Source organism: Streptomyces triticirhizae, assembly GCF_003696235.1.
Lineage (GTDB): Bacteria > Actinomycetota > Actinomycetes > Streptomycetales > Streptomycetaceae > Streptomyces > Streptomyces triticirhizae.
In genome coordinates this window covers 1-12,518 of sequence record NZ_RFFJ01000181.1, presented here as the reverse complement: position 1 = coordinate 12,518, position 12,518 = coordinate 1, and the positions used below count along the sequence as shown (strand labels likewise).

The window sequence follows — 12,518 nt, the reverse complement described above, 5'->3', positions numbered from 1 at the left end:
TCTCCGACGAACACCCCCGGACCCGGCGACACCACCCCCCAGGTCATGCCTTCGACAGGGGGCAACAAGTCATACCGGGCCCAGAGGCCAGCGGCCCCATTGCAGGACCACGAAAAACATAACGGGGCGTTGGATGGCGACGCCGGCGGGGGGACGTGGGGGAAGCGCGCATCGTTCGCCAATCGCTGGGGCACCCCGGGCGGGCCCGTCCGCGTCGGCGGGCGGGACCGGGCGCCGCGCGCGGGGAGTTGACCGTCCATCGGCGGCTCGCGAGGCCGCGACCGCGCGGCCCTCAGGCCGTGGGCTCCCGGGGAGCCAGGCGGTAGGAGACCGCGCCGAAGCGGACCTGGTCGCCGGCGCGGACGGGGACGGTGTCGGCGACCCGACGGCCGTTGACCCAGGTGCCGTTGGCCGAGCCGAGGTCGCGCAGGGTCCAGCCGGTGGCCGTGCCGCGCAGCTGGGCGTGGTAGCGGGAGACGCTCGCGTCGTTGAGGCGCAGCCCCGACCCCGCCGCGCGGCCTATCGCGAGCGGCTTGGGTCCCGGCGCGGGCAGCACCAGTTGGGGCAGCCGCTCGGCGCGCCAGGCGAGGCGGAGCCGGTGGTGGAAGGCCGAGAGCCGGGTGACCGACTCCAGCAACCACCCCTTGTGGGGCGGCGGCGGGACCTCCCGGTGCGGCAGGTCCTCGACCAGCTCGGCCAGTTCGTCGGGGTGCCGGGCCGCCATGATCAACTCGATGCGCCGGAGCAGCGTGTCGGGGGAGATGCGTCCCTCGGCCATCCCCTCCTTGAGCACGTCCAGGGCCCGCTCGCGGTCCGCGTCGGAGACGCGCGGTCGCTGGGCCTCGGAGTCGGGCGTGGTCATGTTCGGGATTCTCGGGGACGCCCGGCCCGGCTGTCCAGATTCGCCCCGAGTGGGCTAGGGTGCGGTTGACGCCAGGGAGTTCGGCCCCGTGGGCCGCCCGAAGAGGAAGGAGGCGTTGACGATGATCCGCACACCCGTAGTTCGCGTCCCGCGCCTCCGCCCGGCTGTCCTCGGGCGTCACAGCGACTGAGGCGAGCGCGGGGCGTTCCTTCCGAAGGGAACCCCGTGACCGACCTGGTCATTCGTCCGCTCGCCGAGGGCGAGCCCGGCGAGCTGTTCCGCTCGCTCTCCGTCGCGCTGCCCGACGACAACCTCGTGGGCCGGTCCATCCTTCCCCCGCCCAGGAACACCTTCGAACTCCTCTCCGCCGGCGGCGAGTACCGCCCCGACTGGAGCTGGCTGGCGCTGCGCGACGGCGCGGTGGTGGCCCGGGCCGCGTACTGGGGCGGGCCGTCCGACCCACAGCCCAAGCTCCTGGAGTACTTCGACTTCCTCGACCACGCCGACGGCGTGGCGCTGCTGCGCGCCGCGCCCTGGGGCGCGGAGTACGAGCTGCTGCTGCCCCCGGGCTGGCGCGAGGACCCGGCCGCGTTCCGGGCCGCCGAGCGCCGGATGGCGGCGGCCGAGGAGGCCGGCTACCGCCGGCTGACGGAGCGCTTCCACTACACCTGGACGCCCGAACGCGGCCTGCCCGAGCGGCCCGGCCGGCTCACGTTCCGCCCGGAGCCGGACGACGACACCGTGCTGGACGTGCTGGCCCGGGTGCACAGCGAGACCGGGGACCACCACGCGCTGCGCGCCATCGAGGAGCAGGGCGGCCCCGAGGCGGCGGCGCGCCAGGAGCTGGAGTTCATCAACTGGTGTCCCTCGCCCCGCGAGTGGCTGCGCCTGGCGTACACGCCCGAGGGCGAGTTGGTGGGCATCCAGGTTCCGGCGCACAACCCGGGCGGGGCCTGTGTCGGCTTCGTCGGCGTGGTGCCCGAGCAGCGGGGCCACTTCTACGGCTACGACCTGCTGGCCGAGTGCACCCACATGTTGGTGGCCGAGGGCGCCGAACGGATCGGCGCCTCCACGGACGTGGGCAACGTCGGCATGGCCGCCTCCTTCGCCCGGGCCGGTTATCCGATCAGCCAGCACCGCTACTGCCTGGTCCGGGACTGAAGGCCCCGCCTCCCCCGGCGGGGGGTCTGGCCTGAGCGGGGCGTGGCGCCCAGCATGGACCCATGTTGTTCGAGGTCTGGGCGCCACGAGCCCGTGAGGTCACGCTCCAGCTGAACGGCCGGCCGCTGCCGATGCGGCCGGCCCCCGGCGGCGAGGGGTGGTGGGAGGCGGAGGCGGACGCCGAGCCGGGGGCGCGGTACGGCTTCGCGCTGGACGGCGGGGAGGTGCTGCCCGACCCGCGCGGGCGCGCGCTCCCGGACGGGCCGGACGGGCTGAGCGCCGTCGTCGATCCCTCGCGGTTTCCCTGGCGGCACTCCTGGCGGGGCCGCGAGCTGGCGGGCGCGGTCATCTACGAGCTGCACGTCGGCACGTTCACCGAGGCCGGGACCTTCGACGCGGCGGCCCAACACCTGCCGCACCTCGCGGAGTTGGGGATCACCCATGTGCAGCTGATGCCGGTCAGCCCGTTCCCCGGGCGGCACGGCTGGGGCTACGACGGGGTGGCACCGTGGGCGGTGCACGAGCCCTACGGCGGGCCCGAGGGCCTGGCGCGGTTCGTGGACGCGGCGCACGAGCACGGTCTCGGCGTGGTGCTGGACGTGGTGCACAACCACCTGGGGCCCTCGGGCAACCGACTGCCCGCGTTCGGCCCCTACTTCACCGAGCGGCACCACACGCCCTGGGGCGCCGCGGTCAACCTGGACGGCCCCGAATCCGACCAGGTGCGCGCCTACTTCGTGGGCAGCGCGCTGGCGTTCCTGCGGGACTACCGGCTCGACGGGCTGCGGCTGGACGCGGTGCACGCGCTGGCCGACGACCGCGCCGAGCATGTGCTGGCCGAACTGTCGACGGCCGTGGACGCGTTGGCGGAGGCGGAGCGGCGGCCGATGTTCCTGATCGCGGAGTCGGACCGCAACGACCCGCGCACGGTCGCGCCGCGCGAGAACCACGGCCACGGCCTGCACGCCCAGTGGAACGACGACTTCCACCACGCGTTGCACTGCGCCGTCACCGCAGAGTCCCAGGGCTACTACGGTGACTTCGCCCGCGCCCCGATCGCGGCCCTGGCCAAGGCGTTGACCTGTGGCTTCTTCCATGACGGCGGATACTCGTCGTTCCGGGGGCGGCGGCACGGCCGGCCGTTGGACCGCTCGACGGTGCGGGCCCACCAGCTGGTGGGCTACGCGCAGACCCACGACCAGGTGGGGAACCGGGCGTTGGGCGACCGGCTGGCGGCGCTGTTGGGGCCGGCCAGGTTGGCGCCGGTGGCGGCGCTGGTGCTGTGCGGCCCATTCACGCCGATGCTGTTCATGGGCGAGGAGTGGGGCGCGACCACGCCCTGGCAGTACTTCACCGACCACCAGGACCCGGCGCTGGCGGCGGCGGTGCGGGACGGCCGGCGGCGGGAGTTCGCCACCCACGGCTGGACGGCGGCCGAGGTGCCCGACCCACAGGAGCGGGCGACCCGGGACCGTTCCTGCCTGGACTGGAACGAGCCGGTCAGGGAGCCGGCGAAGGCGGCGCTGCTGGAGTGGCACCGGAGGCTGATCGCGATCCGGCACCGCCATCTCCCGCCCGACCTGCGGCTGGACGCGGTGCGCTGCGACTTCGACGAGACGGCGCGGTGGCTGGTGCTGCACAACGGGCCGCTGACGGTCGCGGCCAACCTGGCGTCCGAGCCGGGGTTGCTGCCGCTGGGCCCCGGCCCGTTCGCGACGCTCGCGGCCAGCCACACCGAGGAGCGTCCTGACCCGCCGGACGGCTCGCTGTCGCTGCCGCCGCACGCGGCCCAGGTGCTGCTGCGGACCTGAACGCGGCGCGCCGCGCCGCCGGGTCCCTCAGCCGTCCGTCGCCAGGCGGACGGCGAGGCCGATCAGGACGACGCCGGAGACCTGTTCGAGCCGGCGCCGGACGGTGGGGCGGGCCAGGAGGGTCCGCATCCGGTCGACGCCCCAGACGTAGGTGGCGTAGTAGCCGACCTCGAAGACCGCCCAGATCGCGGCGAGCAGCACCATGGTCGGCAGGTGGGGGGCGCCGGCCGGGACGAACTGCGGCAGGAAGGCCATGGCGAAGATCCCGGCCTTGGGGTTGGCGAGGTTGAGCAGCAGTCCGGTGCGGTAGTAGTGGGCCGGGGAGCCGGGCTCGGCGTCGGGCCGCTCGGCGGTCAGCGACTCGCCGCCGCCGCGCCGCGCGGCGCGCAGCGTCTGGACGCCGAAGACGACCAGGACCACGGCGCCGCCCAGCCGCAGCACGTCGTAGGCGGCCTCGGAGGCGTCCAGCAGCGCGGTCAGCCCGAACGCGGCGGCCAGGCCCCAGATGAAGACGCCGCTCTCGTTCCCGAGCACCGTGAGGAATCCGGCCCTGCGGTCGCGCAGCGAGTTACGGATGATCAGAACGGTGCCGGGCCCCGGCGAGGCCGCGATCAGCAGGCACGCGAGGAGGAAGGCCGGAAGGTGACTCCACATGGGCCTCATCCTGCTCCCGTGTCACGGACCACGGCCATGCGTTTTCCGTACGCTGGCAGCTGGTTCGATTCTGGGAGGCAACGGTGCCCGAGCACACGGGTAGGGCCAACGGGGTGCTGGTGGTGGGCACTTCGGGCGTCGACACCATCGTCCGCGTCGAGCGGCTGGCGGTGCCGGAGGGCGATCTGGCGCATGTCGAGCCGATCCGCGACTATGTGGCGCACTCCGGCACCGGCTGGGCGCTGGGCTTCCACGCGCTGGGGCGGCCGACCAGCTATCTGACGTATCTCGGCGACGACGCCCAGGGCCGGCTGGTCGGTGAGCGGTTCCGCGCGGCGGGGCTGCGGTTCGAGGCGCTGCCGGCGCCGCACGGCACCTCGCGGAGCGTCAACCTGGTGGACGCCGAGGGGCGGCGGTTCTCGTTCTATGACGGCCGGCTGCCGTGGGAGCTGCGGCTGCCGGCGGATGTGGTGCTGCCGCATCTGGAGCGGGCGGCCCATGTGCACGTGGGGCCGGCCGGGTTCACCCGCGACCTGCTGGGGGAGCTGGCCGACCGGCCGGTGACCACCTCGACCGACGTGCACGCCTGGGACGGGCGGGACGCCGCGATGGCGCCGTGGGCGCTGGGCGTGGACTACTTCTTCATGAGCGCGGCCCACCTCGGCGACCGGGTCGCCGAGGTGCTGGAGTCGGTCGTGGAGCGGGGCAGGGCGCGGGTCGCGGTCGCCACGGACGGCGCGCGCGGCTGCCATGTGCTGGCCCGGCCCGAGGCCGGCGGCGACGGGCGGGTGCGGCACTTCCCCGCCGTGACGCCGCCCCGCGCCGTGGTGGACAGCAACGGCGCGGGCGACGCCTTCGCGACCGCGTTCCTGCACGCGCACCTGGACGGGGCGCCGCTGGAGCGCTGCGTGCTGGCCGGCGCGGTCTCCGGGGCGTTCGCCGCCACCCACCACGGCACGCACGAACGGCACATCAGCGTCGCCGAGTTGGCGGCGGCGACGGCGGAGATCACCGGCGAGGGCGGCGTTACTCGGCCGGGTCCAGCCGGATGGCGATGGAGTTGATGCAGTACCGCAGGTCGGTGGGGGTGCCGTAGCCCTCGCCCGCGAAGACATGGCCCAGGTGCGAGCCGCAGGTGCGGCAGAGCACCTCGGTGCGGGGCCGGCCCGGCAGCGAGTCGTCCGGGCGGGTCTCCACCGCATCGCTGTCCGCCGGGTCGAAGAACGAGGGCCAGCCGCAGTGCGACTCGAACTTCGTGTCCGAGCGGAACAGCTCGGCGCCGCAGGCCCGGCAGTGGTAGACGCCCTCGGTCTTGGTGTCGGTGTACTCGCCGGTGAACGCCGGCTCGGTGCCGGCCTGCCGCAGCACCCGGTACTCCTCGTCGGACAGCTGCGCGCGCCACTCGTCGTCGGACTTCTCGACCTTGTAGGCCATGGTGTCTCCTTCGGGTCTTCTCGGTGGGGGCCGGGTGTCGCGTCCGGCCGCGTCAGGCGGCGAGCCGCGCCAGGATGAGCGGGCCCAGCTCGGTGACGTCGCCCGCGCCCATGGTGAGAACCAGGTCGCCCCGCCCGGCGATTCCCGCGACCGCGTCGGGGACGGCGTTCCTCGTGGGCACGGCCGTGACCTCGGCGCCGTGCCGGCGGGCCGCGTCCACGATCAGCCGGCTGGTCACGCCGGGGATCGGGTCCTCCCTGGCGGGATAGATCTCCAGCACCAGGCTGGCGTCGGCCAGGGCCAGGGCCCGGCCCATCTCCGCGCCCAACTCCTGGGTGCGGCTGAAGAGATGGGGCTGGAAGACGACCAGCACCCGGCCCTCCCCCGCGCCGTCCCTGATCGCCTCCAGGTCGGCGGCCATCTCGGTGGGGTGGTGGGCGTAGGAGTCGATCACCCGCACCCCGCCGGCCTCGCCCTTGAACTGGAGGCGCCGGCGGACCCCCGTGTAGCTGGCGAGCGCGCCGGCCAACTCGGCGGCCGGCACCCCGGCAGCGACGCCGGCGGCCAGCGCGGCGACCGCGTTGTGCGCGTAGTGCCGGCCGGGGACCGACACCTCGAACGTGAGCTTCTCGCCGCCGAGTTCGACGGTGACCTCGCTGGTCAGGCCCTTCGGCCGGAGCCCGGTCACCCGCACGTCGGCGTCGGCCGCCTCTCCGTAGGTGACCACGGTCAGCTCGGGGCGCCCGGCCAGGCGCGCGGTGAGCTTGCGCGCGCCCTCCTGGTCCGCGTTGATCACCAACGTGCCGCCGGGCCTGATCCCGGAGACGAAGGTCTCGAAGGAGTCGTAGATCTCGTCCATCGAGGCGTAGTTGGCGTGGTGGTCCAGCTCCACGTTGAGGATGACCGCCACCTCGGGGCGGAAGTGGTGGAAGCTGCGGTCGCTCTCGTCGGCCTCGACCACGAAGAGGTCGCCGGTGCCCTGCGCCGCGTTGGAGCCGGGCACGTCCAGGTCGCCGCCGATGGCGTAGGACGGCGACAGGCCCAGGGTGGTCAGGCCGACGGCCAGCATCGAGGTGGTGGTGGTCTTGCCGTGGGTGCCGGCGACGGCGATGGAGCGGGTGCCGACCAGCAGCGCGGCCAGCGCCTCGGCCCGGTGGATCACGGGCAGCGCGCGGCGGGCGGCCTCGACCAGTTCGGGGTTGTCCCGCCGGATGGCGCTGGAGACGACCACGCAGGTGGCGTCGTCCGCGAGGTGCTCGGCGCGGTGGCCGACGTGCGCGGTGACGCCCAGCTCGGTGAGGGCGGCGGTGGTCTCCGAGGCGCGGGAGTCGCTGCCGGCGACGGCGGCGCCGCGCCCGGCCAGCAACTTGGCGATGCCCGACATGCCGGCACCGCCGATGCCGATGAAGTGCGGTCGTTCCATCCCGGGTGGGATCGCCGTGGTCATCGTCCGTCTCCCTGCTCGACGCGGTAGCCCGCCGATTGTCGCACCCGCCGGGCAGCGGGCCGCGCAGGGCCGGCGACGCTCCTCGGTGTCGCCCACGCCGCGCCGGCTACTCGGTGTGGGCGAAGAGCCGCAGCACGGGAACGCCGACCCGGTGCCGGGCGCGGGAGGCCCAGTCGCGGTGGAACAGCTCCTCGACGTAGTGCGGCGCGGTGAGCACCACCACCTCGTCGGCGCCGGTCTCCGCGACCACGGAGGCCAGCACGTCCAACGGGTGCTCGGAGACCAGTTGGCCGACCGCCTCGGCGCCGGCGGCGCGCAGCGCGTCCAGCGAGTGGTCGAGCCCGCGCGCCGCCGGCGGCACCGCCTCCTCGCCCTCCGGCTCGTCCGGCTCCCGCACGGCGTCCCCGAACTCGCCCAGCGCCACGTCGTCCAACGCCCGCAGCAGCTGGTCCTGGTCGCCGCGCGGCTGCATCAGCACCACGAAGGACTGCTCCTCGTCGCCGTGCAGGGTGGTGACCAGCTCGGTGTCGGTGGGCACCAGGGGTTTCTCGATCATGAGGACAGTCGTGATCACGCTCTGCGCCCTTCGTCGGCCGGTCCGCGCTCCCCGTCGTGGCGAAACACCGTGGTTGACACGGCGTCGCGTCCCTTCAGTCTGCCCACACCAGGATATGCGGAACGTTACATTCCGCAGATTGTCAGACCCTTCGGCCGAAACTCCAACACACCCCCGCACCGGGTGCCTCGACTGGACCCTTCTCAGGGAGCGGGAGGCGCGGCGGAGCGGTAGCGGTGGAAGAGGAAACCGTCCTCCTCCAGCAGGTCGGTGAGCTGGAACGCGTGGGGCTCGGGCAGTTCGGGCCCGGTCGCGATCCTGGGCGCCGCGCCGAGCGCGAGCCGGGGTGCGACCGTCAGACACAGCTCGTCCAGCGCCCGCGCGCCGGCGAACGCGCCCAGCAGCCTGGGGCCGCCCTCGGCCAGCAGCCGGGTGAGGCCACGGGCGGCCAGCTCGGCCCTGATCCGGTGCGGCTCGGCCGTGGTGCCCTCGCCGGCGAGGACCACCTCGACCCCGGCCTCGGCCGCCGCCGCCAGCCGCGCCGGCGGGGCGCCGGCGCCGGTGACCACCAGCGTCGGCACGCTGGGCGCGGCGAACAGCGGCAGCGAGAAGTCCAGGTCGAGACGGGAGCTGACGACGGCGATGGCGGCGGCCGGCGCCTGCCCGGCGGCGGCCCGCCGTTCGGCGAACTCGGCGCGCACACGCGCCGGCCGGTAGCCCTCGCGGCGCACCGTCTCCGCGCCCACCACCACCGCGTCGGCCAGCGCCCGCAGCACCCCGAAGACGCGCATGTCGGCCGGCCCGGAGAGCGGCCGCGAGCGGTGGTCGTGATGGGCGGCGCCGTCCAACGAGGCGACCATGTTGGCCCGCAGCCAGCAGCCGTCGGCCGCGACCGGCTCGGGGTAGGCGTAGTCCTCGGCCAGCTCGGCCAGTCCTGGCGGGACCGGCCCAGGCGAGGCCGCTTCGGCGACGGGGCGCGCGGGGGCGGGCACGGGGTACAGGCGGCGCATGGGGCGCAGTCTGGCACAGCGGCCCGAACCGGCCGGTACCACCCGTCTGGCGTAGAATCGAAGACCGTGTCCACCCCCAGCGCGCCCCAGTCCACCGGCCCGGAGGGCGAGCCGCCGGCGCTCAGCGCCCGCTCGCCCCAGGTGCCGGCCGAGCGGCTGGTGGCGGAGCTGGTGCCGCCGCCGCGCTTCGACGCGGTCCGCTTCGACACCTATGTCCCCGACCCGGCCCAGCCGAGCCAGCGCGCCGCCGTCAAGGCGCTGGAGGACTTCGCCGCCACCCTCGACGGCGGCGGCAAGGGCGGCGGGCGGCGCGGGCTGCTGCGCGCGTTCTCCCGCAGGAGCGAGGCGAGCGGGCCGCGCGGGGTCTATCTGGACGGCGGCTTCGGCGTGGGCAAGACCCATCTGCTGGCCTCGCTGTGGCACGCGGCCCCGGCGCCGCCCCAGCGGAAGGCGTTCGGCACGTTCGTCGAGCTGACCAACCTGGTCGGCGCGCTCGGCTTCCAGCAGACGGTGCGCACCCTCGCCGGCCATCAGCTGCTGTGCATCGACGAGTTCGAGCTGGACGACCCGGGCGACACGGTGCTGATCTCCTCGCTGCTGGCCAGGCTGGTCGAGGAGGGCGTGGCGCTGGCCGCCACCTCCAACACGCTGCCGGGGAAGCTGGGCGAGGGCCGGTTCGCCGCCGCCGACTTCCTGCGGGAGATCCAGGGCCTGGCCGCGCACTTCCGCCCGCTGCGGGTGGACGGCGAGGACTACCGCCACCGGGGCCTGCCCGAGGCGCCGCCGCCGAGGCCGACCGAGGAGGTGGTCGCGGCGGCCCGGGCCACCGAGGGCGCGACCCTCGACGACTTCGGCGCCCTGCTCGACCACCTGTCCCGCGTCCACCCCAGCCGTTACGGGGCGCTCTGCGACGGCGTGGGCCTGGTCTGCCTGACGGACGTGCGTCCGGTGCCCGACCAGACGACGGCGCTGCGGCTGGTGGTGCTCGCCGACCGGCTCTACGACCGGGAGATCCCGGTGCTGGCCTCGGGCGCGCCGTTCGACCGCCTCTTCAGCGAGGAGATGCGGCGCGGCGGCTACCGCAAGAAGTACTTCCGCGCCGTCTCCCGGCTGACCGCGCTGGCCAGGGACGCGGGCACGGCCCCCTGACCGGCCGCTGACCGACCCCTGACGCTCACCGTCCGATCGTTCGTTCCGGGCATTCGGGCGTGAAAGCTCAGATCCGGCTCAGAACCAGCTCAGAAGTACCTCAAATCCTCCCCGATGCCCGATTGTTGGGCGCCGGCGGGGGGATGGTGGTGACAGGGACGACCGGCGGGGGCCGGTCGACGACGGGGGCACGGGGGAACACGGGGAGGTGCCGTGGGGAACACGGAGCGACTGGGCCTGGGGATCGGCTGGCGGCCCGAGCTGGCCGACGTCATCGAGGGCCTGCCGGGGATCGACTGGGTCGAGGTGGTCGCGGAGAACGTCTGCGCCGACCACCCGCCCGACGCCCTGGAACGACTGCGGGCGCGGGGCACCACGGTGGTCCCACACGGCGTCGGCCTGGGCCTGGGCGGCGCGGCGCGGCCCTCGCCGGCGCGGCTGGTGGATCTGGCCTCGGTCGCGGAGGCGCTGGGCTCGCCGCTGGTCACCGAGCACATCGCGTTCGTCAGGTCCGGCGGAGGGCTGACCGGTACGCCCGCGATCGAGGCCGGCCACCTGCTGCCCGTGCCACGCACCAGGGACGCCCTCGACGTGCTCTGCGCCAACGTCAGGATCGCCCAGGACGCGCTGCCCGTGCCGCTGGCGCTGGAGAACATCGCGACGCTCTTCTCCTGGCCCGACGAGGAGTTGACGGAGGCCCAGTTCCTGGGCGAGCTGGTGGAACGCACCGGGGTGCGGCTGCTGATCGACGTGGCCAACCTGCACACCAACCACGTCAACCGGGGCGAGGACCCGGCCGAGGCGCTGGCGGCGCTGCCGCTGGAGGCGCTGGCCTACGTCCATGTCGCCGGCGGCGTGGAACGGGACGGGCTCTGGCACGACAGTCACGCCCACCCCGTTCCGCCCCGGGTGTTGGAGGTGCTGGGCGAGCTGTGCGCGCGGGCCGTCCCGCCGGGCGTGATGCTGGAGCGGGACGCCGACTTCCCCTCGCGCGGTGAGCTGGCCGGCGAGCTGGCCGCCATCCGCGCGGTGGTCGAGCGGGAGCGGGTGCGCCATGGCTGACGCTCCGTATGTCGCGCCGGGCGGCGAGCCGGCCGGGCTGGTGGCGGCCCGGCGCCGGCTGGCCACCGCGCAGGACGCGTTGCTGTCCTCGCTGGTGGCCGGCGCGCCGCGGCCGCCAGGGTTCGACGGCGACCGACTGGCCGCCCAGCGGCGGGCGTTGGTCGCCAAGCGCGCGGGCGTGCTGGCGAAGGTGGCGCCCGAGCTGCCGGAGATCCTGGGCGAGGACTACCCGCGCGCGGTCCGCGCCTACGCGGCGCGGCACCCGCTGACCGGCGGCTACCGCCGGGACGCGGTCGCGCTGGCCCGCCATCTCCTAGGCCGCGCGCCGGACCGGGGTCCTGGCCCCGAACGGGGCCCCGAACCCGGCCCCGAGCTCAGCCCGAACGTCCGCCGGCGGCTGGCCCGTTGGCTGGACGAGCGGGAACCGCCCCGCCCCGGCCCCCTGCGCCGGGCGGTCAGGGGCATCAGGCCGCGCGGGCGGCGGGAGGAGAGGTGAGCGGGATGTGGCTCGCACTGTCGACAGGCCCGGGGCTGCTGGCCCTTGCGATCCTCGTCTGGGCCGGGTCCCTGCGGTCCCGTGCCCTGCCGAGCACGCCGGCCCTGGCGAAGCTCGGCGTCGGCACCGTCGCCGAGGCCGCGTTCCTGGCCGGCGGCCCGGAGCGGGTCGCGGACACGGTCCTCGTCGCCCTGTGGGAGAAGGAACGCGTCACCATCGAGGACCGCTGGGTGCGGGTGGTGCGGCCGGTCGCCGACGACCCACTGGAACGGGCGGCCCTCGGCGTCCTCGGTGAGGAGTGGGGCGCCCCACTGGACCGGGTGCGCGCGGAGCTGATCGGCTCCCCGCTGGTGCGGGACATCGGGGAGGGCCTGGCCTCCCGTGGGCTGACCTATCTGCCGAGGCAACGCCGCGCCTGGGGGCGTGCCATCGTGCTCTGCCGGCTGATCGCCGGCTTCGCCCTGCTCAGCGCGCCGTTCTCGTTGGTGGCGCTCAGCCTCGGCGAGCCGGCGCGGACGGTCTGGACGCTGCTGGGGCCCGCGCTGGGCCTGGTGGCGCTGATCGGCTCCTTCGTCCTCGCGCCGCCGTCCTCCTCGTTGCCGCCGCTCGGCCGGGAGACGATGCGTCAACTCCGCGCCCACCGGCCCCGGTTGGTCGACAGTTTGGCGGGCGCGGTGGCGCTGGGCGGGGTCGCGGTGCTGGGCGCGGAGCTGGTCGAGCAGTTCCGTGGCGCGATCCTCGCGGCGGCCACCGCGCCGGCCGCCTCCGCCACGTCCCCCTCCTGGGGCGCGGGCTGCGGCGCGGCGGGCGGCTGCGGCGGTGACGGCGGAAGCGGTGGTGGCGGCTGCGGCGGCGGGAGCGGGGGCTGTGGCGGCG

The 12,518-nt window shown here is 75.0% G+C and carries 11 protein-coding genes and 1 pseudogene; 6 read left to right on the top strand and 6 right to left on the bottom strand.

The window, feature by feature from the left end:
* Nucleotides 1-292: 292 nt before the first annotated feature.
* Nucleotides 293-862 (bottom strand): DUF1707 and FHA domain-containing protein, encoded by a 570-nt coding sequence (locus EBN88_RS24050; RefSeq protein WP_122399167.1) that lies wholly within the window; start codon nucleotides 860-862, stop codon nucleotides 293-295.
* A gap of 225 nt (nucleotides 863-1,087) precedes the next feature.
* Between EBN88_RS24050 and EBN88_RS24045 the strand changes: the two genes are divergently transcribed.
* Together EBN88_RS24045 and treZ are read left to right on the top strand one after the other, a co-directional pair.
* Nucleotides 1,088-2,023, top strand: coding sequence for a GNAT family N-acetyltransferase (locus tag EBN88_RS24045; RefSeq protein WP_122399166.1), 936 nt, complete (start codon nucleotides 1,088-1,090; stop codon nucleotides 2,021-2,023).
* 62 nt (nucleotides 2,024-2,085) lie between these two features.
* Nucleotides 2,086-3,834 carry a malto-oligosyltrehalose trehalohydrolase gene (gene treZ / locus EBN88_RS24040; RefSeq protein ID WP_122399165.1) on the top strand — a complete coding sequence of 583 codons (1,749 nt, stop codon included), beginning with the start codon at nucleotides 2,086-2,088 and terminating at the stop codon, nucleotides 3,832-3,834.
* Nucleotides 3,835-3,861: 27 nt separating this feature from the next.
* On the opposite strand, the gene EBN88_RS24035 is transcribed toward treZ, so the two are convergent.
* A complete protein-coding gene (locus tag EBN88_RS24035; RefSeq protein WP_122399164.1) occupies nucleotides 3,862-4,488 on the bottom strand; it encodes a LysE family translocator in 627 nt (208 codons plus the stop codon).
* 83 nt (nucleotides 4,489-4,571) lie between these two features.
* On the opposite strand from EBN88_RS24035, the gene EBN88_RS24030 reads away from it, so the two are divergent.
* The gene (locus EBN88_RS24030; protein ID WP_122399163.1) at nucleotides 4,572-5,552 is read left to right on the top strand and encodes a carbohydrate kinase family protein; all 981 of its coding nucleotides are present in this window, start codon (nucleotides 4,572-4,574) and stop codon (nucleotides 5,550-5,552) included.
* Here EBN88_RS24030 and msrB read toward each other — a convergent pair.
* From msrB to EBN88_RS24010, 4 genes are all read right to left on the bottom strand, one after another.
* Nucleotides 5,515-5,922 carry a peptide-methionine (R)-S-oxide reductase MsrB gene (msrB, locus tag EBN88_RS24025; protein ID WP_122399162.1) on the bottom strand — a complete coding sequence of 136 codons (408 nt, stop codon included), beginning with the start codon at nucleotides 5,920-5,922 and terminating at the stop codon, nucleotides 5,515-5,517. The genes EBN88_RS24030 and msrB overlap by 38 nt on opposite strands.
* Nucleotides 5,923-5,974: 52 nt before the next feature.
* Complete coding sequence (gene murC / locus EBN88_RS24020) at nucleotides 5,975-7,369, bottom strand: UDP-N-acetylmuramate--L-alanine ligase (protein WP_122399161.1); 1,395 nt, start codon at nucleotides 7,367-7,369, stop codon at nucleotides 5,975-5,977.
* 106 nt (nucleotides 7,370-7,475) lie between these two features.
* On the bottom strand, nucleotides 7,476-7,925 hold the full coding sequence (locus tag EBN88_RS24015; protein WP_233580896.1) for an indole-3-glycerol phosphate synthase: 450 nt from the start codon (nucleotides 7,923-7,925) through the stop codon (nucleotides 7,476-7,478).
* A gap of 203 nt (nucleotides 7,926-8,128) precedes the next feature.
* Complete coding sequence (locus EBN88_RS24010) at nucleotides 8,129-8,935, bottom strand: dihydrofolate reductase family protein (RefSeq protein WP_122399159.1); 807 nt, start codon at nucleotides 8,933-8,935, stop codon at nucleotides 8,129-8,131.
* Between the two features lie 66 nt (nucleotides 8,936-9,001).
* Here EBN88_RS24010 and zapE point away from each other — a divergent pair, with 66 nt between their 5' ends.
* The 3 genes and pseudogenes from zapE to EBN88_RS23995 all read left to right on the top strand — a co-directional run.
* On the top strand, nucleotides 9,002-10,084 hold the full coding sequence (gene zapE, locus EBN88_RS24005; RefSeq protein WP_122399158.1) for a cell division protein ZapE: 1,083 nt from the start codon (nucleotides 9,002-9,004) through the stop codon (nucleotides 10,082-10,084).
* Between the two features lie 213 nt (nucleotides 10,085-10,297).
* Nucleotides 10,298-11,642 (top strand): annotated as a pseudogene (locus tag EBN88_RS24000) (multinuclear nonheme iron-dependent oxidase).
* A 5-nt stretch (nucleotides 11,643-11,647) separates the two neighbouring features.
* A partial coding sequence (locus tag EBN88_RS23995; RefSeq protein ID WP_122399157.1) for a TIGR04222 domain-containing membrane protein occupies nucleotides 11,648-12,518 on the top strand: 871 nt, incomplete at its 3' end.

Coding starts and splice junctions, on each gene's coding strand:
- treZ (WP_122399165.1), top strand. CDS start 2,086: ATGTTGTTCGAGGTCTGGGCGCCACGAGCCCGTGAGGTCACGCTCCAG.
- EBN88_RS24015 (WP_233580896.1), bottom strand. CDS start 7,925: ATGATCGAGAAACCCCTGGTGCCCACCGACACCGAGCTGGTCACCACC.
- EBN88_RS24010 (WP_122399159.1), bottom strand. CDS start 8,935: ATGCGCCGCCTGTACCCCGTGCCCGCCCCCGCGCGCCCCGTCGCCGAA.
- murC (WP_122399161.1), bottom strand. CDS start 7,369: ATGACCACGGCGATCCCACCCGGGATGGAACGACCGCACTTCATCGGC.
- EBN88_RS24035 (WP_122399164.1), bottom strand. CDS start 4,488: ATGTGGAGTCACCTTCCGGCCTTCCTCCTCGCGTGCCTGCTGATCGCG.
- EBN88_RS24050 (WP_122399167.1), bottom strand. CDS start 862: ATGACCACGCCCGACTCCGAGGCCCAGCGACCGCGCGTCTCCGACGCG.
- msrB (WP_122399162.1), bottom strand. CDS start 5,922: ATGGCCTACAAGGTCGAGAAGTCCGACGACGAGTGGCGCGCGCAGCTG.